The organism is Delftia sp. BGA-UO-ETr-SB1 (assembly GCF_059567865.1).
In genome coordinates this window covers 2,019,978-2,041,302 of the sequence record NZ_JCAQOW010000006.1, presented here as the reverse complement: position 1 = coordinate 2,041,302, position 21,325 = coordinate 2,019,978, and the positions used below count along the sequence as shown (strand labels likewise).

15 protein-coding genes are annotated in these 21,325 nt (G+C 68.2%); 5 read left to right on the top strand and 10 right to left on the bottom strand.

Annotated features, from left to right (window positions below; all coding sequences use genetic code 11):
* Positions 1–247 precede the first annotated feature (247 nt).
* Positions 248–1,762, top strand: a complete 1,515-nt coding sequence (locus tag AC57B5_RS27935) for a hypothetical protein (protein WP_496400715.1) — start codon at positions 248–250, stop codon at positions 1,760–1,762.
* Positions 1,763–1,879: 117 nt separating this feature from the next.
* Positions 1,880–2,500 carry a glutathione S-transferase family protein gene (locus AC57B5_RS27930; protein WP_034396003.1) on the top strand — a complete coding sequence of 207 codons (621 nt, stop codon included), beginning with the start codon at positions 1,880–1,882 and terminating at the stop codon, positions 2,498–2,500.
* Here AC57B5_RS27930 and AC57B5_RS27925 read toward each other — a convergent pair.
* The gene (locus AC57B5_RS27925) at positions 2,451–2,825 is read right to left on the bottom strand and encodes a hypothetical protein (protein ID WP_373861121.1); all 375 of its coding nucleotides are present in this window, start codon (positions 2,823–2,825) and stop codon (positions 2,451–2,453) included. The two genes, AC57B5_RS27930 and AC57B5_RS27925, sit on opposite strands and share 50 nt — an antisense overlap.
* 292 nt (positions 2,826–3,117) lie before the next feature.
* Between AC57B5_RS27925 and AC57B5_RS27920 the strand changes: the two genes are divergently transcribed.
* A complete protein-coding gene (locus tag AC57B5_RS27920; RefSeq protein ID WP_012206639.1) occupies positions 3,118–3,372 on the top strand; it encodes a hypothetical protein in 255 nt (84 codons plus the stop codon).
* Positions 3,373–3,406: 34 nt separating this feature from the next.
* Here the strand turns inward: AC57B5_RS27920 and AC57B5_RS27915 are convergent, their stop codons facing one another.
* The 8 genes from AC57B5_RS27915 to AC57B5_RS27880 form a co-directional block, all read right to left on the bottom strand.
* Positions 3,407–4,213 (bottom strand): tetratricopeptide repeat protein, encoded by an 807-nt coding sequence (locus AC57B5_RS27915; RefSeq protein ID WP_496400714.1) that lies wholly within the window; start codon positions 4,211–4,213, stop codon positions 3,407–3,409.
* Positions 4,214–4,245: 32 nt separating this feature from the next.
* Positions 4,246–4,854 (bottom strand): hypothetical protein, encoded by a 609-nt coding sequence (locus AC57B5_RS27910; protein ID WP_013801522.1) that lies wholly within the window; start codon positions 4,852–4,854, stop codon positions 4,246–4,248.
* Between the two features lie 307 nt (positions 4,855–5,161).
* Positions 5,162–6,139, bottom strand: a complete 978-nt coding sequence (locus AC57B5_RS27905; protein ID WP_278535782.1) for a DUF808 domain-containing protein — start codon at positions 6,137–6,139, stop codon at positions 5,162–5,164.
* 128 nt (positions 6,140–6,267) lie between these two features.
* Positions 6,268–7,500 (bottom strand): VWA domain-containing protein, encoded by a 1,233-nt coding sequence (locus AC57B5_RS27900; protein WP_012206643.1) that lies wholly within the window; start codon positions 7,498–7,500, stop codon positions 6,268–6,270.
* Complete coding sequence (locus AC57B5_RS27895; protein WP_496400713.1) at positions 7,497–10,082, bottom strand: DUF5682 family protein; 2,586 nt, start codon at positions 10,080–10,082, stop codon at positions 7,497–7,499. Before AC57B5_RS27895 ends, AC57B5_RS27900 begins: the two co-directional genes overlap by 4 nt.
* A gap of 62 nt (positions 10,083–10,144) precedes the next feature.
* Positions 10,145–11,227, bottom strand: a complete 1,083-nt coding sequence (locus tag AC57B5_RS27890; protein ID WP_012206645.1) for an AAA family ATPase — start codon at positions 11,225–11,227, stop codon at positions 10,145–10,147.
* A gap of 70 nt (positions 11,228–11,297) precedes the next feature.
* Entirely contained in the window at positions 11,298–13,070 is a 1,773-nt protein-coding gene (locus AC57B5_RS27885; RefSeq protein WP_496400712.1) for a DUF5691 domain-containing protein, read from the bottom strand.
* Positions 13,067–14,512, bottom strand: a complete 1,446-nt coding sequence (locus AC57B5_RS27880) for an SWIM zinc finger family protein (protein ID WP_492386620.1) — start codon at positions 14,510–14,512, stop codon at positions 13,067–13,069. The genes AC57B5_RS27885 and AC57B5_RS27880 overlap by 4 nt, the downstream gene beginning before the upstream one ends.
* A gap of 479 nt (positions 14,513–14,991) precedes the next feature.
* On the opposite strand from AC57B5_RS27880, the gene AC57B5_RS27875 reads away from it, so the two are divergent.
* Entirely contained in the window at positions 14,992–16,311 is a 1,320-nt protein-coding gene (locus AC57B5_RS27875) for a putative DNA modification/repair radical SAM protein (protein WP_017404179.1), read from the top strand.
* A gap of 15 nt (positions 16,312–16,326) precedes the next feature.
* A complete protein-coding gene (locus AC57B5_RS27870) occupies positions 16,327–17,166 on the top strand; it encodes a TIGR03915 family putative DNA repair protein (RefSeq protein WP_496400711.1) in 840 nt (279 codons plus the stop codon).
* Between the two features lie 77 nt (positions 17,167–17,243).
* Here AC57B5_RS27870 and purL read toward each other — a convergent pair whose 3' ends face one another.
* On the bottom strand, positions 17,244–21,278 hold the full coding sequence (gene purL, locus AC57B5_RS27865) for a phosphoribosylformylglycinamidine synthase (RefSeq protein ID WP_013801515.1): 4,035 nt from the start codon (positions 21,276–21,278) through the stop codon (positions 17,244–17,246).
* Positions 21,279–21,325 lie beyond the last annotated feature (47 nt).

Genomic DNA, 21,325 nt, shown 5'->3' with positions numbered 1-21,325 from the left:
AATGCAGGCCCCGCTCTTGGAACAACGCCTGGCGGACAGCAACAGACAGCCCACTCGGCATGCATCTGCAGCACGCTCGGTGCGGCTTCCATCCGGCACAGCGCATCGCGGACCTGCTCGTCTGGATCGGATGGCGTTGCGCCGCCGCAGCTGCATTGGTTCAGGCGCGCACGACGCCATCGACTTGACATTTCGCCCAGTCCACACCGCGCTCTGCTGGCGACAATCAGGTCTTTGAAAGGCGCGCATGCACTACGGCAAATCCCAGGCCATTGGAGACAAGAGCATCTTCATCATCGACACCGCCATGAGCGTGGTCGATGGCCGGCTCTACTACGAGTACTGCAACAAGGGGGACAGCACAACGTCCTTTCTGCGCGCCGTTGATGTGGCCACCGGCAACGTGCTCTGGGACCACCGCATGCGCGAGAGCGAGGGCATGTCGTGGTTCGTGGACGAGCGGCATCTGATGCTTTGCGACCAGGTGCTTGATGCCCGCACCGGCGAATGCCTGTTCGACTTCCATGCCGTGCCGGGCATGCAGGCCAGGCATTGGCCCGTTCCCGTGGAGCTGGACGCGCATCGCTGGCTCGTCGCGATGGAGGAGAGCAGTCCCGAGGGCCGCTATCTGCTGCTGGACCGTCGCAACTGGCAGGGCAGCACGCTGGCGCTGGGCCTGCAGGGTGCGTTTGTGCTGGAGGGGGCGGTCTACGGCTGGATCGTCCACCCTGAGCGCTCGGAGCTGCGGCGCTGGCATGAAACCGACGGGCACACCGAGCATGTGCTGTGGGTGGACAGTGCGCGCAACCTGTACTCGCCCGCCATTGCAGGCGCGTGGGCCGTGTTCGGCCCCGGCAGCAGAGACCACGTGGACATCGATGCACCCTGGCTTCGCATCCATCCTTGCAGCGGCGAAGTCCTGGCCATCACACCTCCCGTTCAACCTGACGATGAGCGCCGGCATGTGCATGCCCAGCGGGCAGCACATCGTGACGGCGTGGTCTATTTCTGCTTTGCACGCCAGGGCATGTATGGCTATGACATTTGCAGCAACCGTTTCGGACCGTGCCTGTCGCCCACCCATGTCAGCGCGCCGCAATGCCATGCCGGCGTCCTCTATGGAATACAGGACAGGCACGAGGACGGCATGGAGCGGGCCTATCTTGTCGCCGTGGACCCGGACGCCGGCACCCCGCTTTGGGAAACCCCGTGCAGCAGCCGCAACTACAGGCATCTGAGCGTGAGCGAATGCGGTGTCTTTCTGGGCATTGCGGGCGGCAAAATCCAGCACCTTCCGCCAGCGGGCCTCCGGCGCAGCATCCAACCGGCAGAGCCTGCCAAACGCGCAAAACGCGCCAAGGCCGCCACCCAGCCGGTGCGCACCGTGCCACCCGAGTCTCCCTACGCACACATGCTGGACGACGCGCCCACGCTGCTCGATGCCCTGCAGGCGCGCGCCTGCGCGCAGAGCCCGGATAGCACCCTCACGGCCGTGGCCGTCTCCAGACCCTGGGCCATGGTGGCCTGCGTCGAATATGGCGAGGACCCCGACTTCCCCAATCTGCGCCTGCTGGATCTGCAGACCGATGCCTGGATCGCGCTCGACTGCAACGACCTGATCGACGCACCCATGATTGAAGGCATCACGTTCGTGGATGGCCAGGACGGGAAGCTGGACCTGCTACTGCATGACGGCGGCCGCCACACCATCCACATTGACCTGCCCGCACGCACCGTGCGTTGGAATGCCGAGCAGGCATAAGCAAAGACGCAGATGCCGCTTGCACGGCCGTGCGATACGCACTAAGTTGGAGGGCCGGCCCGGCCATCGGCGCCGGCTGCAGAATCTGCACGTATCCCATTCCTGCCCGTCTCTTTCATGACCACCCTCAAGCTCTACTACGCGCCCGGCACCTGCGCCCTGGCCACCCGCATCGCCCTGATCGAAGCCAATGCGCCGCACGAAGTCATCAAGCTCGACTTCCCCAAGGGCGAGCAGCGCAGCCCCGAATACCTGGCCATCAATCCCAAGGGCCGCGTGCCCGCCCTGGTGACCGAGCGCGGCGTGCTCACCGAAACGCCGGCCCTGCTCGCCTACGTTGCGCGCCGCTTCCCCGAGGCCCGGCTCGCCCCGCTCGACGATGCGTATGCCTTTGCCCACATGCAGGATTTCCACAGCTACCTGTCCTCCACCGTGCACGTGGCCCACGCCCACGGCCGCCGCGCAGGCCGCTGGGCCGATGACGAAGCGGCCATTGCCTCCATGCAGCGCAAGGTGGCAGCCAACATGGCCGAATGCTTTGGCGTGATCGAACGCCATTACCTGGGCGATGCCCCCTGGGTGCTGGGCTCGGACTATTCCGTGGCCGACGCCTATCTGTTCACCATTGCCGGCTGGCTGGAAGGCGACGGCGTGGACATCGCCGGTTTCCCCAAGGTGCAGGCGCATTTCAAGCGCATGGGAGAGCGCGCTGCCGTGCGCGGGGCGCTGGGGAGCTGAGAGAGGAAGGCTGCCCGCGATACCCGCAATGAAGGTGCTTGGTCAGGTATCTATCGCAGGTTTGCGGCAGATGCCGTCCACTTGCCGATTCATCAGGAAGGAACGTTGGCGCGCAATGCCTTGCCCACATCGGCAGCGCCTCGGCCAGCACCTGGCTGCGGAAGGCCTCCGGCAAGGCACTGGGCGTCAGCCCATTGACCGACACGCCCAGCAGGCGCTGCAGTTCCTCCTGGATGGCGGCCTCATCCATCAGGGTCGCACGGTGGGACTCGACCACATGGCCAATCCCGGTACGGTTCAAAGCCAGCGCTTCGGAAGGTTTCATGCATTCCTCGCCATGCATGGCCATCGCACAGCAGATGCCGCGTCGAGTGCATCCACTCCAGGTCGCCGGGTCAAAGCGCCTTGCAACCGCCTCGGCACATCCGCCACATTCAACAGAAAATCCAGCATCTCCGAAAGCCATTCGTAAATTTCCCTTGGCAGTCCACCAAGCCCCGGACCTCTACCGCCGTCCGCAAGCCTTGCCTACAGTCGCCAGGACAGGCAGGGGCGTTGCACAAGGTGACGCCTTTTCGCCATTCCAGAAACGACGGATTCAGACGACAGGGTGGAGCATGCAAAGACAAGCCAGGGTGATTGCCATCAACAACCAGACGGGGCTCATCGGCCTGCAGCCGGAGGGAGAGGACAGCTGCGTGCTGGCGCAGCAGCTCGATACCCGCCCCGTGAATACGGGCCAGATGCTGTCAGGAGAGATGGACAGCGTGGGCATGGAGACGTTTGTGAACGCGCAGACGCAGGACCGCATCGAGGTCTTCGTGGAGGCCTACGGCCTGTCTGCGGAAGCCGTGGAGCTCGCCCTGCGCTGAGCGGGCTGCAGGGCGGAATGTGCAGGTGCCAGCATCAAGGCCGCGCCCACTGCGCCAGCGTGTGCCGCGCCAGGGCCTCGACATCCAGCGGAGACTGCGGGTCTAACGCAAGCTCTCCCAGCATCACCATGGCCTCTGGGATCTGGTTGCGTTCGCGCAGCACCATGGCCTTGTTCAGGAGCAGAAAGCCGCGGGTCTCGGCATCGGGGTCGGCCTTCAGGCCGCTGTCCAGCAGGGCGAGACGTTTTGCGGGGTCGTCCTCCAGATGGGCGGCCGTCTTCCAGGCGGGAGCGAAGCCGGGCGTCTCGCGGGTCATGGCCAGCGCGGCCTGGCGCGCCTTGTCGCGGTCGGTTTCCCACTCCAGGGCAAGGTAGCGCAGGTAGGTGCCTTGGGGGAGCTTGCCGTCACGCTCCATGCGCAGGCTGTGCACGGCGGTCTTGGCGGTGAAGAAGCCCCTGGGCGCCAGTGCATCCACGCGCCGGTAATGCCGATAGGCCGCATCAAAGTCCTTTTGCAGCAGGTAGGTGAATGCGGCGTCGTAGACGGGATAGGGCCAGCGGGGCGCCAGCTTCGAGGCGGTCTCGAAATGTGCCAGGGCGGCGCGGTAATCGCCGTTCTGCCCTGCGGCGCGGCCCAAGGCATGGGCATCGCGCGCGGCCTGGCTGACGGGTGTGGCGGAGGGCAGCTCCCAGCTGAAGCGGCCATCGGCCTTGTCCAGGTCGCTGCGCCTGAGCACGCGGCCGGCGCTGTCCTTGAACACGATGTCGTCGGCCGCCAGGGCAGGCGCCGGTGCCAGCAGTTGCAATGCCACAGCCGCGGCAGCAAGCAAGGAGAACTTCATGGTGTATCGGGCCTTGTTGGGAAGCCCCGATATTAGGGCGCAGCCCCTGTGGTGCTGACGGCAGGCAGGGATTCCACTGCGCAGGCAGCCGGGGCAGGCCGGCTCCTGGCCCGGCCGCGCTTGCGGGCCAGGTGGTTCATTTGCCATTCCAGCGATTCGGTGTCGAAGTCGAAGGCGTCGAGCAAGGCAATGGCTTTTCGGGCCTCCCTGAAGTCGATGTCCGTGATGGGCGGGCCATGCATCAGCGACAGGTCATGCTTGAGCAGCCACTCCTGCAGATCGGCCAGGGCGATGATGGAGACGCCCTGGTTGATGAGCTGTGACGCGCTGACCTGCGCGAGCACGGCCGGCGTCAGTTGCCTGGACGAGCGCAGGCCCAGCACCTGCTTGAGCTTGGCCACCAGCGGCGTGCGCAGCTCGAACTGGGGCAGGCTCTCGAAGTGGGCCAGGGATTCGAGGTACAGCTGCGGCTCCGCGTGGATGGCGGCCAGGTCGTTGGGCAGATGCAGCAGCTCGCAGATGCGGTTGAGCGCCGTGCGCGCGCGCTCGGTGCTGAGTTTCTCGGCCCTGCCCGCTTGCGCGAGCGTGCAGCCGGCGATGACGGACCGCAGCACGCTGGCCTTGGTGAGGTTGGAAATCATGAAGTCCCCCTGATGAACACCCAGGGACCGGTGCGGATGCGAATTCAGCCGCCCGGTCCCGACAACGGCTCCGCTGCGGCAATGGGCCGCTCACGGAGCCTCGGCGGCCGGCAGGCGCAAACGCATTGCGCCGCCGCCAAGGGACAGGAGGACGCCTGGCCTTGCGGAGTTCCAGGGGAAATGCACGTGCTTGCGCCCACAGTCAAATGCGATGCGCCGAAGCGAAAATTCCATGCAAACGGGGGCCGTACGGCCCCCGTGGCGTGCCTTGCCGGCTGCAGGGCCGGCCGGCGATGTTTGCCGAGACTCAGCGGCGGCGCAGGCGCTTGATGCCTTCGACAGCCGCCAGCACGATGGCACCGGCCACGATGCCGGCCACCGCGTTGAGCACATTCACCGCCAGCACCCGCCACAGGCCGCCCAGCGCGCCCTGGGCCACGGCCTCGCCCAGGCCTTCCACGGCGTGGTGCAGCGCAGGCACGCCGTGCACGAGGATGCCGCCACCCACCAGGAACATGGCGGCCGTGCCCGCAACGGACAGCCCCTTCATCAGCCAGGGCGCGGCGGCGACGATGCCCCGGCCCAGCGCGCGGGCCGCGGCGCTGGCACGCTGGCCCAGCCACAGTCCCAGGTCATCGAGCTTGACGATGCCGGCCACCAGGCCATAGACGCCCACGGTCATGATGAGGGCAATGCCCGCCAGCACGGCCACCTGCTGCCCAAACGGGGCGGCGGCCACGGTGCCAAGCGTGATGGCGATGATCTCGGCCGAGAGGATGAAGTCGGTGCGCACGGCGCCCTTGATCTTGTCCTTTTCCATGGCGACGAGATCGACGCCCGCATCGGCATTGGCCTGGGTCAGGCGCTCGCGCTCCACGGCATCTTCCTCGGGCGAATGCAGGAATTTGTGGGCCAGCTTCTCGCAACCCTCAAAGCACAGAAAGGCGCCGCCGACCATGAGCAGCGGCGTGACAGCCCAGGGAATGAAGGCGCTGATCAGCAGCGCCGCAGGCACCAGGATGGCCTTGTTGATCAGCGAGCCCTTGGCCACGGCCCAGACCACGGGAATCTCGCGCTCGGCACGCACGCCCGTGACCTGCTGGGCATTGAGGGCCAGGTCATCGCCCAGCACGCCGGCCGTCTTCTGTGCAGCCACCTTGGTCATGACGGACACATCGTCGGCCATGGCCACGCTCTTGCGTGCCGCCACCTTGGTCATGAGGGCCACGTCGTCCAGGATCGCTGCAATATCGTCCAGCAGCATCAGCAAACCAGCACCAGCCATCGCATTACTCCAGTGAATTGTTCGGGGAACTTCTTTTTGCCTGGGCGCCATCATGGGGCCTGGGCATGTCCTGCCCATGTAGGAGATGCCCGGCGGCCAGCCCGGTCACGGGGCCGACCGGCCGTGCGTCACTTGCTGGTCTTGAAGCCCTGCCCTGCCGCCCAGGCCGCCACGTCGTCGCGGCGGATGGCGGCGGCCATGAGCTGCGGGAAGGCATCCGGCGTGCAGGCGAACGAGGGCACGCCCAGCGCGGCAAGCTTGGCGGCCAGTTGCGCGTCGTAGGCAGGGGCGCCTTCGTCGCTGAGTGCCAGCAGGGTGATGAACTGCACGCCCGACTCCACCAGTTCGGAGGCGCGGCGCAGCAGGCCGCTTTCCACACCGCCTTCATAGAGGTCGGAGATGAGCACGACGATGGCGTTGCGCGGCTCGCTGATCAGGCCCTGGCAGTAGCCCACGGCACGGTTGATGTCGGTGCCGCCGCCCAACTGCACGCCGAACAGCACGTCCACGGGGTCGGAGAGCTTGTCGGTCAGGTCCACCACCGCCGTGTCGAAGACCACCAGACGGGTAGCGACGGCCGGCAGGCTGGCCATGACGGCACCGAAGATGCTGGAGTAGACGACGGAGTTGGCCATGGAGCCGCTCTGGTCTATGCACAGGATGACTTCGCGCTGCGGGCGGCGGACCTTGCGGCCGTAGCCGACCAGGGTCTCGGGCACGATGGTCCGGTAGTCGGGCTGCCAGTGGCGCAGGTTGGCGCGGATAGTGCGGTTCCAGTCGATCTCGGAGTGGCGCGGGCGGCGGTTGCGCTGGCTGCGGTCCAGCGCGCCCGAGACGGCGCTGCGCATGGGCTCTTCCAGGCGGCGCATGAGGTCGTCCACCACCTTGCGCACGACGATGCGCGCGGTCTCCTTGGTGTTCTGCGGGATGACGGAGCCCAGGGAGATGAGGTCGGCCACCATGTGCACGTCCGGCTGCACATGCTCCAGCATTTCGGGCTGGAGCATGAGTTCGCGCAGGTTCAGGCGCTCCATGGCGTCGCGCTGCATGACCTGCACGACCTGGCTGGGAAAGTACTTGCGGATGTCGCCCAGCCAGCGCGCCACGCTGGGCGAGGAGTTGCCCCGCCCGCCGCGGCGCGAAAGGCCGCCGTCCTTGTTGTCCTCTTCGTAGAGCGCGGCCAGGGCCTTGTCCATCTCATCGATGGAGCTGCCCTTGGGGCCCAGCCCGCCGCAGCTGGCCTCGGACGGCTGGCCCAGCACCAGGCGCCAGCGTTGCAGGCGGGTGGTGGGCTGGGGGGCGGTCTCCTGCGGGTCGGCGCCGGCAAGGGATGCGTCGTTCACGGTGGCAGCGGTGTTCATGGCTGGGCCTCCTGCGGGCTGGAGAGCAGTTGCGCGGGCAGGTTCAGGCCCAGCAGTTGATCGAGTACGGGAATGGCGAGCACGGCACGCGCCTCGTTCCAGGCGCCGTCGTCCCCATCGCCTGCCGCGCCTGCGGCACCCGTGGCACCTGCGGATGCAGCCGCCACGGCTGCACTGCCCTGGCCGCGCCGGGCCTTCTCGCCCAGGCTCTGGCGGTCATGGTTGGAGAAGGCCGAGAAGCTGCGGCGCACCAGGGGCAGGATCTGGGTGAACTGGGTCTCGCCCAGCTGCGCCAGCCAGGCATCGACGGCGCCCCAGATGGCGTCGTCGTGCAGCAGCACCAGGGCCTGGCGGTTGAGAAAGCCGTCCAGCCAGGCGGCAGCGTCCAGCGGCGGCACGCCCAGCGAGAGATTGCGGCCCAGTTGCGTGGCCACGGCCTCGCTGTCCAGGCGGTGGGCATCGAGCAGCAGGCGGCAGGCCGCGCCGCGCAGCAAGGCGGCGCCCGCGTCGCCCATGGCAATGCTGCGCAGGGCGCCGAACCAGGCTTCGCGCGGCTCCTCGGCATCGCACAGGCGCAGGGCCTCGTGGGCCTGCAGCACCGTGGCCTGCATGTGTCTTGCGGCGTCTTCGTCCAGCGCCATGCAGGCCAGGGGCAGGCCGATGGCGGCGCGCAGCGCCATGCTGTCGATCACCGTGGCCAGGGCCTGGGTGTCGGTCTGGCGCACGCTGCCGTAGCGCAGCACATTGGCCAGCGGCGGCAGCGCCTGCATGAGCTGGGAAACATCGCCGGTGCTGGCCGAGCGGTCGGCCAGGTCGTGCATGAGGGCATCGACCAGGTGCGGCAGGTCGGCCAGCAGGGCGTCGTCGATGGTCTTGGCCAGCTCGGGCAGCGGGGTCTCGGGCGTCAGCGCCTGGCGCACCTTGGCGGCAGCGGCCTGCACCAGGGTGCCGCCATAGCGGCTGGCCTCGATGATGCGCACGGCCAGCTCGGGCTCCCACTGCAGCTGCCAGCTTTCGCGGAAGGTGCCACGGTTGCGCTGCTGGTCGGTGGTGACGCTGCCCCACTCTATGCCCAGCAGGCGCAGGCGGTGCAGGAAGTGGCTGCGTTCGCGGTCCGTGTCCTTGCGCAGGTCCAGGGCCAGGACCTTGGCGGCCGCCTCGGGCTTGAGGCGCAGGCTTTTTTGCTGCTGCTCGATGTCGCGCTGCAGCGGCACCTGGGGCACGTCGGCGGGCACGCCGCCGATGCGGTCGCCCACGCTGAGTTCGCGCTCGATCAGGCGCAGCGGCGTGTGCTCGCCCATGCTGATGACGGTGACGATGGCCTCGTCCAGCTCGGGCAGGCCGGGGCTGGCGTGGCCGCGCAGGGCCGCCAGGCTTTCGGCCAGGCGCGTGGCCTCGATGATGTGGGCGCTGGAGCAGTCCAGGTCCTTGGAGCGCAGCAGATGGGCCACGCGCGCCAGCCAGCCGACGGTGCGCTGGGTGCTGGCGCGTGCCGGGTCGGCAGCAGGTGCGGGCTGGAGCAAGGACTCGGGCACAGGCTCGGAGCAGCGCCACAGATGTTCATACCAGCCCGGCGAATCCACGCCAGCGCCATAGCCGCTGGATGAGCAGAGATTGCGGTAGGTCCAGGGCGCCCAGGTGGCCTGGACCTTGGCCTTGGGCAGGCCCTTGAGCGTGGCGGCATCGGCCTTGGCGGTGACCTGGGCCTGCAGGGCAGGCACATGCCATGCGCCGCAGACCACGGCAATGCGCTGGTGGCCGGCCTTGACGGCCTCGCGCATGCACTGGCGCATCCAGGCTTCGCGCAGCGCCTCGCGCTGGGCGTGGCGTTCTCCGCGCACTTCGTTGGGCAGCTCGGCGCGCACCACGGTCATGGCTTCGGCAATGCCCTCGAACAGGGTGGCGCCGTCGCCGCGTTCCTCGACCATGCGGTTCCACCAGCTTTCGCCGTCGGGGTAGCCAGCGGCCTCGGCCAGCAGGTCCAGCGGATCGTGCCAGTCCTGCGGGGACGGTGCCGAGGGATCGACGGCCAGGTCGGCAGCCGGCACGGACTGCGTGGTGTCGTCGCGGTCCAGGGCCTCGGCGGCATTGCTCTGGAGCTGGCTGCCGTCTGCCGCAGCGGCGACCAAGTCGGAGTCAGAGCCGGTGTCGGCATCTGCATCCTGGCCTCCATCGGCCGCATCCGCGCCTGCATCAGCTGCATCTGCTGCCGCCGCCTCGGCCCGGCGCCGCTCCTGCTCGGCCATGTCCAGCGCCATGCGGTGGGTCTGGGGCAGGTCGATGAAACGCGTGGCCACGCCCTGGCGCGCCGCCCATTGCAGGGCCTGCCATTCGGGCGAGAACTCGGCATAGGGATAGAAGGCGGCATGGGCCGGGCTGTCCTGCACATAGACCAGCATGGCCACGGGCGGCTGCAGGTCGGCATGCTGCAGCATGGGCAGCAGGGACTCGCCCTCGGGCGGTCCCTCCACCAGCAGGCAGTCGGGCTGCAGCTGCTCCAGGGCCTGCAGCAGGCTGCGCGCGCAGCCCGGGCCATGGTGGCGGATGCCGAAGAAATGAAGCGGATTGGCAGAGGTGGCCATACGGGAAGTGCGCAGGAGATGCGCAGAAGATGCGGTCGGTCAGCGGTGCGGGAGTGCGGGCTTCAGAGCTGCTCGCGGCAGGCGCGGTACAGGTCCTTCCAGTCGCTGCGTTCCTTGACCACGGTCTCCAGGTATTCCTTCCAGACCACGCTGTCCTGCACCGGGTCCTTGATCACGGCGCCCAGCAGGCCCGAGGCCACATCGCCCGCGCGCAGCACGCCGTCGCCGAAATGCCCGGCCAGCGCCATGCCGCTGTTGATGACCGAGATGGCCTCGGCCGTGGACAGCGTGCTGCTGGGCGACTTGACGCGCACGGTCTTGCCGTCTTCGGTCTGACCGTTGCGCAGCTCGCGGAAGATCTGCACCACGCGGCGCACTTCCTGCAGGGCCGGCGGCTCGGCGGGCAGGGCCAGGGCGCGGCCCTGCTCGGCCACGCGCTTGGTGACGATCTGCACCTCTTCGTCCTGCGAGGCCGGCACAGGCAGGATGACGGTGTTGAAGCGGCGCTTGAGCGCGCTGGACAACTCGTTCACGCCCTTGTCGCGGTTGTTGGCCGTGGCGATGACCGAGAAGCCCTGCACGGCCTGCACTTCGCTGCCCAGCTCGGGCACGGGCAGGGTCTTTTCGGACAGCACGGTGATCAGCGTGTCCTGCACGTCAGCCGGGATGCGGGTCAGCTCTTCGATGCGGGCGATCTTGCCCAGCTTCATGGCATTGACCAGGGGGCTGGGGATCAGCGCCTTCTCGGACGGGCCGTGGGCCAGCAGCTGGGCGTAGTTCCAGCCGTAGCGCAGCTGCTCCTCGCTGGTGCCGGCCGTGCCCTGCACCAGCATGGTGGAGTCGCCGCTGACGGCGGCCGACAGGTGCTCGGACACCCAGGACTTGGCCGTGCCCGGCACGCCGTACAGCAGCAGGGCGCGGTCGGTGGCCAGGGTGGAGACGGCGATTTCCATCAGGCGCGGATTGCCGATGTACTTGGGGCTGACTTCAAAGCCGTTGCCGAGCTTGCCGCCCATCAGGTACTGGAGCACGGCCCAGGGCGAGAGCTTCCAGTTGGGCGGACGCGGACGGTCGTCCACCTTGCGCAGGGCTTCGAGTTCTTCGGCGAATTGCTGTTCGGCATGCTGGCGCAGGACTTGGCTCATGGTGTGCTTCCGGGAAGGGGTAAGGGTTGGATTCGGTTCGGTTCGGGGTATGCGGCAGGACGGGCGCGGCTCAGGCCGGGCCGCGCAGGGCAACAAAGGCCTGGTGCAGGCCCAGGCGCAGATCGACGATGCGCTCCAGATGGCCGCGCATGCGCTCCTCGTCCCAGGGCCGCACGCGGCTGCGTTCGAGGCGCGCCTGCTGCTGGGGCGTGAGGGGAATGCTTGCCGGTGCGGCAACTGCAGCGGCTGTGGCGGTAGCGGTGGCCGTGACTGCTGCCGCAGCAGCAGCAGGTTCGGTTTGCGGCTCGGGCTCAGGCTCGGGCTGCGCATCCAGCACCGAGGGCTTGCGCCACAGTTCGGCAAAGCGCTCCAGCGCGGTCACGTCCAGCATGCGCGCACAGGACAGCAGGGCTTGGTCGGCGCGGTAGCTGTGCCAGTTGCCCGTAATCTGCTTGCCGCCCACGGCCACGTGCAGTGCCTCGGTCAGCCGCACAGACAACGCGGGCGAAAGCAGTTCGGCACCGCCCAGCGACTGGGACATGCCCTCGATGGCATCGATGAGCTTGTGCCGGTCGCGCTCGAACTGGGCAATCCAGCGGGACTCGCGTTCCTCGCGGGACAGCCGGGCCATGAGGGCGGGCAGGAGAGCGTCGTGGCGCATGTCGCGGCCCATGGTCTGGGCGGCATCGATCCATTCCACGTCCAGCTGGTACTGCAGGGCCTGCACCCAGCCCTGGCGCAGCGAGGACTTCCAGTCGCTGCGCCGGCTCCACTCCATCACTTCCAGGGGCGTCAGGCCCAGGGCGCGGGTCCAGAAGGACACGGGCGTGAGCTGCACCATCTGCTCCAGCAGCCAGGCCTTCTTGCCGCCACGGTGGTAGGCGTCGGGCTTGAGCGTGATGCCGTCGCGCTCCCATTCCTTGAGGCCTTCTTCGGGAGGCTCCACGATCCACTGGCCCTTGTCGTCCTGCTGCAGCATGGACTGCATCCAGCCCATGACGCGCTGGCTGTGCGCGCTGTCCGGCAGGCACGAGAGCATTTGCGCGGCGTTCTCGCGGATCTCCTTGCTGCGGTCGGACAGCAGTTTTTCGAGCAGCGGCTCATCGTCCATGCCCAGCCCCACGGCCAGGGCCTGGACCAGGGGCAGGCGCTCCTTGGCGCCCAGCTCCTTCAGGCTGCCTTCCAGCCGCGTGCGGGCCTTGGCGGCATCGGTTGCGCGCTCGCTGCGCAGCAGGGCCACGCGCTGCTCCACCGAGCCCTCCTGCCAGACCAGTTCGGGGTCGGCGGTTTCCTCCACGCCGCTGGCATAGCCCCATTGCGGGTTGAGCGTGCCCAGCCAGCGCCCGCGCTCGCCCAGCACGGGGGCCAGCCACTGGCGCAGCTCCACGGACTGGCGGCCCTGCTCCAGCGCAGGCACCAGCAGATCGTGGGGCAGGCGCTGGCCGGCCTGGTCCAGGGTACGCAGCATGGAGGCCTGCAGCTCGAACGGGCCGTCCTTGAGCACGTCGCCCATCAGGGTGTGCAGGCGCGCATCGGCAGGCGCAGTGCGCGACTCCGCAGGCGCTGCGGCCGGCACGGCCAGCGGTGCCGTCAGGCGCACCAGCGCGCCAGGCTGCCAGCCGGCCCGCTCGAACACGGCCGCCACGGCGCTGGCGCGCAGCAGTTGCTGGGCGGGCGAGTCACCGGCCACGTCAGTGCGGGGCTGCAGCGCGGCCTGCACGGCCTGCTGCGACCCGCTTGCGGACGGGTCCACGCCCGAAGCCAGCGCAGGCGGCACGGCCAGCCGGTCCGAGCCGACCATGGCCGATTGCTGCAGCGCAGCCCAAAGTTGTGCGTTGCTCATACCGGATCACCCTGGTTCTGCCAGATACATTGCTGGGCGGTTTCGCCTTCGCGGGCCTGCCAGGCGCTCAGCAGCCGCCAGCGGCCCACGGCCGGGCCGGGTTCCCATTCGCCAAACAGCTGCATGGGCGCACCGCCGCTGAGCGCCAGCAGGCGCCAGGCCTCGGCATCGTCAATCGCCACGGGAACGGGCTGCACTGGCACCGCCGTGCCAGGGGCGACCGGCGATGCATCCAGCGCTTGAGGCCAGGCCGCGAACCACTGGCCCTGGGCGGGCACCAGCCGCAGCCGGTCCTGGCACAGCGGCTGCGTGGCCTGCAGCGGGTTGGCAGCAATGCGCTGGCCCAGCAGTTGCAGGACGTCGCCCCCGGCCGAGGTGGCCAGCGGGCTGGCGCCATCGGCAGGCAGCGCAGGCCCGTTGCCATTGGCCGCAATGGCGCGCAGCGGCGCATGGCCCGGATAGAAATTCAGCGCGCAGCCGTAGCGATGGCCCGGCACCCAGGCCGATTCGAAGCCGCGCCCGCCCTGCGCATAGTCCAGCACCAGGGCCATGCGCCCCGTGCGCTGGCCCTGCAGCCAGACGCGCCGCTCCATGAGCCGGCCTTCGCGCTCGATCATGCGCAGGCCGGCCACCAGCCATTCGTCCTCGACCAGCTGGCCCCTGGCCTGCACCTCGGCCTTGTCCATGGGCCAGCCCAGCGCGGCCATCACGTCGGCCTTGACCTCGGGGCTGAGCGACTCGCGGCGGCGAACGGCGTCGATGATCAACTGCCAGTGGCCCAGCTGCACCAGCATGTCGCGCGGCCAGTCGCGGTGGCTGTCCACCAGATCCCGGCAGTCCTTGATGCGCGCCGCCATGCCGGTGGCCTGCGCATCGACCATGCGCGCGGCCATGTTGTTCCAGCGCTGGCGCATCTGCGTGTCGCTGGCCTGGTTGGCCAGGCCCGCACGCACCATGTCCTGCATCCACAGCGACAGTTCCTGCAGGCCGGCTTCGACCTTGTCCCAGCGCTTGTCCTCGCGCCTGGCCTGCTGTTTGGCCGCGACCTCGGGATCGGGTGGCGGCTCGGCCGCTGCGGCGGCAGCCTTGGCCTCTTTCTTCTCGGCCTTTTCCTGGCGGCTGTCCAGCCAGGTCTGCACCCAGGCGGGCGGATCAACGCCTTCGGGGACTTGCCCGCCGGCACGCATCAGCATCAGCGCAAGCCCGTGCTTGCAGGGGAATTTGCGGCTGGGGCAAGAGCATTTGAAGGAAGGCCCCGACAGGTCCACCTGGGTCTGGTAGGGCTTGCTGCCGCTGCCCTGGCATTCACCCCAGACCGCCACGTCATTGGCGCCCATGGCGGGCCATTTGGCGGGCGATTGCAGGCCCTTGGCGGCCTTGCTGGATGAGGCGTCCGGCGACAGCGCCAGCACTTCGCTCTCTGTTCCTAATACACGCGACACCGAAGCTCCCTCTCCAAGTGTTTGTCATCGCCGAGCGCATTGAATGAAACGGCACCGCCCGGCAAACCCGAAAGCCTATCAGCAATAGTTATCGGCAATTTGAAACAATTCACAACAACACCCAACCTCTCTCCCATGAATGGGAACCCCCCATGGCGTGCAGCCAGCTGCGCTATATCAGCGCGTGCATTGATGGCACCAAGCCATGCCAGTCTTCAGGCATTGCGAAAGACGCAGAAAACACGCATTCACCATTTCCTGCGATGCACATCGCCACCCATTGAAAGCAAGCACTCATTCCGCACCTGAAAACGGTTTCATTCCATTGCACTGGCAACCATTGCAATCCGCTGGCCATTGCGATAGCGCGACAGTGCGTTCGACCCGCAGCCAGGCAAGGCCGGACCAGACCCTGGCTGGGGGATGGGCTCTCAGAAAACCGGACGTGTCAGGCAAATATACTGTATATTTATACAGCCATGGAGCTGCAACGCAAACTTTTCATCCTCGCCGACGCCGCCAAGTACGACGCCAGCTGCGCCTCCAGCGGATCGCAGGGGCGCGACTCGCTGGACGGCAAGGGCATGGGCTCGGTCACCGGCATGGGCATCTGCCACAGCTATGCGCCCGACGGGCGCTGCATCTCGCTGCTCAAGATCCTGCTGACCAATGTCTGCATCTTCGACTGCCGCTACTGCATCAACCGCAAGAGCTCCAACGTGCAGCGCGCCCGCTTCACGGTGGCCGAGGTGGTGCAGCTGACGCTGGACTTCTACCGGCGCAACTGCATCGAGGGGCTGTTCCTGTCCAGCGGCATCATCCGTTCCAGCGACTACACCATGGAGCAACTGGTGGAAGTGGCGCGCCGCCTGCGCGAGGAGCATGACTTTCGCGGCTACATCCATCTGAAGACCATCCCGGATGCCGCCCCCGAATTGCTGGCCCAGGCAGGCCGCCATGCCGACCGCCTGAGCATCAATGTGGAACTGCCCACGGCCAGCGGCCTGGCGCAGTTCGCGCCTGAAAAGGATGGGCAGCGCATACGCCAGGCCATGCAGGGCGTGGACCGGCATGTGCAGGCCTGGCGCGCGGCCACGCGCGAGCAGCGCCAGGCGCAGTCCCTGCCCGGCGCGCCCGCACAGCGCGCCGCCGTGCCGCGCTTTGCGCCGGGCGGGCAGAGCACGCAGATGATCGTGGGCGCCGACCGCGCAACCGATGCCGACATCCTCGAATCCAGCCACACGCTGTATGCGGGCTACGGCCTGCGCCGCGTGTACTACTCGGCCTTCAGCCCCATTCCCGATGCCTCGCGCGATCTGCCGCCGCAGGCGCCACCCCTCATGCGCGAGCACCGGCTCTACCAGGCCGACTGGCTGATGCGCTTTTACGGCTACGGGGCGGGCGAGATCGCGGCGGCCAGCCGCCACGGCATGCTGGACCTGGAGATCGACCCCAAGCTGGCCTGGGCACTGGCCAACCGACAGCAGTTCCCCGTGGACCTCAACCGTGCGCCGCGCAGCCTGCTGCTGCGCGTGCCGGGCCTGGGCACGCAGACGGTGGACCGCCTGCTGGCGGCGCGCCGCGTGCGCAGGCTGCGGCTGGACGATCTGCTGCGGCTGCGCGCCCCCGTGCAAAAGGCCCTGCCCTTCGTGCTGATCGACGGCCACCGGCCCCTGCTGGGCGAGACCGACTCGGCCGCGCTGCGCACCCGGCTGATCGCTCAGTCGCAGGCCAGCCAGGCCCAGGCACGGCACAGCGGCATGCGCGTGCAAAGCGCGCTGCAGGCCAGCCTGTTCTAGCGCCTGGAGCACGCCATGCAAGCACAGGCTCTCACCATCGAACTCGACAGCCCCGACGACTGGCCCGGCTTTCGCGCAGCCTGCAGGGCGCTGCTGGCCCATGGCGCCGACCCCGCCCTGGTGCGCTGGCGGTGGCCCGACACGCGGGGTGGGCAGCAACTCGGCGCGGGGGTGGACCTGTTTTCCAGCGCGCCGGAGCAGGCCATGCCCGCCTCGGCACTCGCCGGGCTGGCCGGCCCCGGCGAGGCCGGGCTGTCCCTGTCGGACACCCAGATGTCCGCGCTGCGCCATGCCTGCATGCACCGCGCAGCGGGCCGCTTCGAGCTATGCCACCGATGGCTGGCGCGCATGCAGGCCCGGCCCGAACTGCGGCTGGATGCGCTGGATGCGGACTGGCGCGCCATCGAGGCCCTGGCCCGCCCCGTCTCGCGCGAGATCCACAAGATGCACGCCTTTGTGCGCTTTCGGACCACGCAGCGGCAGAACCAGCCCGATCTGCACATTGCCTGGTTCGAGCCCGAGCACCACATCGTGCGCGCGGCGGCGCCCTTCTTCTGCAAGCGCTTTGCTAACATGCACTGGGCCATCCTCACGCCACAATGCAGCGCGCACTGGGACGGCCATGCGCTGCGCCTGGCGCCCGGCGCGCGCCGCAGCGATGCCCCGCCAGCCGACGCGGGCGAGGCCCTGTGGCTGACCTACTACGCCAGCACCTTCAACCCGGCGCGCCTGAAGGAGCAGGCCATGCTGCGCGAGATGCCGCGCCGCTACTGGCACAACCTGCCCGAGACGGTGCTGATCTCCACCCTGGTCCAGCAGGCCCGCGCGCGCACGGCGCAGATGCTGGCGCCGTAGCGGCAGCCGCCAAAAAGAAACAGAAAAAGAAAAGGCCCCGAAGGGCCTTTGTCTGCTTTGCAGCGTCGCTCAGTGCATCAACCCAGCCACTTGCGGGCGTTGCGCCACACGCGCATCCAGGGGCTGAATTCCGACTTGTCGCCGTTGGTCCAGCTCATCTGCACGTTGCGGAACACGCGCTCGGGGTGGGGCATCATGGCCGTGAAGCGGCCATCGGCCGTGGTCACTGCCGTCAGGCCACCGGCCGATCCATTGGGATTGAACGGGTACTGCTCGGTGGCCTTGCCGTGGTTGTCCACATAGCGCATGGAGGCGATGGCCTTGTCCGCATTGCCGCGGAAGCGGAAGTTGGCAAAGCCTTCGCCGTGGGCCACGGCGATGGGCAGGCGGCTGCCGGCCATGCCCTGCAGGAACAGGCTGGGCGACTCCAGCACTTCCACCATGGACAGGCGCGCCTCGAAGCGGTTGCTCTGGTTCTGCGTGAAACGCGGCCAGTCCTGGGCACCGGGAATGATGTCGGCCAGCTCGGCAAACATCTGGCAGCCGTTGCACACGCCCAGGCCGAAGGTGTCGCTGCGGCCGAAGAACTGCTGGAACTGCGCGGACAGGCTGTCGTTGAAAGTGATGGAGCGCGCCCAGCCGATGCCGGCGCCCAGCGTGTCGCCGTAGCTGAAGCCGCCGCAGGCCACCACGCCGGCGAAGTCCTGCAGCTGCGCGCGGCCGCTTTGCAGGTCGGTCATGTGCACGTCCACCGCGTCGAAGCCGGCTTCGGTGAAGGCGTAGGCCATTTCCACATGGGAGTTCACGCCCTGCTCGCGCAGCACGGCCACGCGGGGGCGCGCGCCCAGGTTCAGGAAGGGTGCGGCGGGGTTCTCGGCCGGGTCGAACGTCAGGTGCAGGTGCATGCCGGGGTCGGCAGGCTCGCCGGCTGCGGCGTGCTCGCTGTCGGCGCAGGCCGGGTTGTCGCGCTGCTGGGCAATCTTCCAGCTGACGGCATCCCAGACCTGGTGCAGGTCGCTGAGCGAGGCGCCGAAGACGGACTTGGCATCGCGCCAGACCTGCAGCTCGCCCTTGCCCGCATCGACCTTGGACGAGACGGGGCGCGTCTTGCCGATGATGTGGCTGCAGGTGGACAGGCCATGCTCGCGCAGGGTCTGCAGCACGGCGGCGCGGTCGGCCGTGCGGATCTGCAGCACGGCGCCCAGCTCTTCGTTGAACAGTGCGCGCAGCGTCATGTCGTCGCGGCGGCCGCTGATCTGGGAGGCCCAGTTCTTGCCTTCGCCCGAGTCCATGCGGCTGTCGCTGATGCCGTCGCCTTCGGTGACCAGCATGTCCACGTTGATGGCCACGCCCACATGGCCGGCAAAGGCCATCTCGGCCACGGTGGCCAGCAGGCCGCCGTCGCCCTTGTCGTGGTAGGCCAGGATCTGGCCCTTGGCGCGCAGGTCGTTGACGGCATCGACCAGGGCGATCAGGTCCTTGGCGTCATCGAGGTCAGGCGTTTCATTGCCGGACTGGCCCAGCACCTGGCCCAGGATGGAGCCGCCCATGCGCATCTTGCCGCGGCCCAGGTCCACCAGCACCAGGGTGCTGTCGTCTTCCGAGGCGTCCAGCTGGGGCGTGAGCGTGCCGCGCACATCGTCGATGGAGGCGAAGCCCGTGATGATCAGGCTGACGGGCGAGGTCACCTTCTTGACCTGGCCGCCCTCGTTCCACTGGGTGCGCATGGACAGGCTGTCCTTGCCCACGGGGATCGAGATGTCCAGTTGCGGGCACAGCTCCATGCCCACGGCCTTGACGGTGGCGTAGAGCGCCGCGTCTTCGCCGGGCTCGCCGCAGGCCGCCATCCAGTTGGCCGACATCTTGACCTTGGACAGCTCGATGGGCGCGGCCAGCATGTTGGTGATGGCCTCGGCCACGGCCATGCGTCCCGACGCCGGGGCGTTGATGGAGGCCAGCGGCGTGCGCTCGCCCATGGCCATGGCCTCGCCCTTGAAGCCACGGTAGTCGGCCAGGGTCACGGCCACGTCGGCCACGGGCACCTGCCAGGGGCCGACCATCTGGTCGCGGTGCGTGAGACCGCCCACGGCCCGGTCGCCAATGGTGATCAGGAAGCGCTTGGAGGCCACGGTGGGGTGGGCCAGCACGTCGATCACGGCCTTTTCCAGGGGCACGCCGGTCAGGTCCATGGGCGGCAGCTCGCGCTGCACGGTGGCCACGTCGCGGTGCATCTTGGGCGGCTTGCCCAGCAGCACGTTCATGGGCATGTCCACGGGGAACTTCTGGTCGCCCGAGGCCACCGCCGTGTCCTCCAGCACCAGCTGGCGTTCTTCCGTGGCCGTGCCGATCACGGCGAACGGGCAGCGCTCACGCTCGCAGAAGGCCGTGAACTCGGCCAGCGATTCGGGAGCGATGGCCATCACATAGCGTTCCTGGCTTTCGTTGGACCAGATTTCCTTGGGCGCCAGGCCGGATTCCTCCAGGTTGACGGCGCGCAGGTCAAAGCGCGCGCCACGGCCCGCATCGTTGGTCAGCTCGGGGAAGGCATTGGACAGGCCGCCGGCACCCACGTCGTGGATGGCCAGGATGGGGTTCTTGTCGCCCTGGGCCCAGCAGTGGTTGATGACTTCCTGGGCGCGGCGCTCGATCTCGGGATTGCCGCGCTGCACGGAATCGAAGTCCAGCTCGGCCGCGTTCGTGCCGCTGGCCATGGAGCTGGCAGCGCCGCCGCCCATGCCGATGCGCATGCCGGGGCCGCCCAGCTGGATCAGCAGGGTGCCGGCGGGGAACTCGATCTTCTGAGTCAGTTCGGAGTCGATCACGCCCAGGCCGCCCGCGATCATGATGGGCTTGTGGTAGCCGCGCATCACGGCATCGGCACCCACGCCGACCTGCTGCTCGTACTCGCGGAAATAGCCGGTCAGGTTGGGACGGCCGAATTCGTTGTTGAAGGCCGCGCCACCGAGCGGGCCCTCGATCATGATCTGCAGCGGGCTGGCGATGTGCTCGGGCTTGCCCACTTCGCTGCCCCACAGCTTGGAAACCGTGAAGCCCGACAGGCCGGCCTTGGGCTTGGAGCCGCGGCCCGTGGCGCCCTCGTCGCGGATCTCGCCGCCCGCGCCGGTCGATGCGCCGGGGAAGGGGGAGATGGCCGTGGGGTGGTTGTGCGTCTCCACCTTCATCAGCACGTGGTTGACGGCCTGCTTCTTCTGGTAGCTGGGCGCCTTGATCTTGTCCAGGGCCGCCTCGAAGGTGGCGACGAAGCGCTCGACCTCATGGCCTTCCATGATGGAGGCGTTGTCCGAATAAGCCACCACCGTGTGCTGGGGCGAGACCTGGTGCGTGTTGCGGATCATGCCGAACAGGCTCTTGTCCTGGGCCTCGCCGTCGATGGTGAACTGGGCGTTGAAGATCTTGTGGCGGCAGTGCTCGCTGTTGGCCTGCGCGAACATCATCAGTTCCACGTCCGTGGGATTGCGCTTGAGGCCCTTGAAGGCATCGACCAGGTAGTCGATCTCGTCGTCGGCCAGGGCCAGGCCCCATTGGCGGTTGGCAGTCTCCAGCGCGGCGCGGCCGCCGCCCAGCACATCGACGAACTCCATGGGAGCGGCGTCCAGGGCGGAGAACAGTTGCTCGGCCTCGGCGCGCGTGGCGAAGACCGACTCGGTCATGCGGTCGTGCAGCAAGGCGGCGATCCGTGCAGTCTGCTCGGCCGAAAGCTCAGGCGCGCTGCCCAGCACATTGCTCAGCAGGCCGGTCTTGAAGGCGATGCGGTATTCGGTGATGCGCTCCACGCGGAACACGCCCAGGCCGCAGTTGCGGGCAATGTCCGTGGCCTTGGAGGCCCAGGGGGAGATCGTTCCCAGGCGCGGCGTGACCACCAGGGCGGCACCGTCGGCCGGGCCTTCATAGGGGTCTCCATAGGTCAAGAGCGCCTGGAGGCGCTCTTGCAATGCGGGCGTGGGTGCGGCGTCCGTGGCCACCAGGTGCACGAAGCGCGCGGCAATGCCGGTGATTTTGGGATGGATGGAGACCAGTTCGGTCAGGAGCTGCTGGGCGCGGAACGAGCTGAGAGCGTTTCCACCCTCCAACTGTGTCAGATGCAAGGTCACGTGGCGGCCTGTTGGGTGAGGAGGCTTGTGAAAAGCGCCCTGCGGCC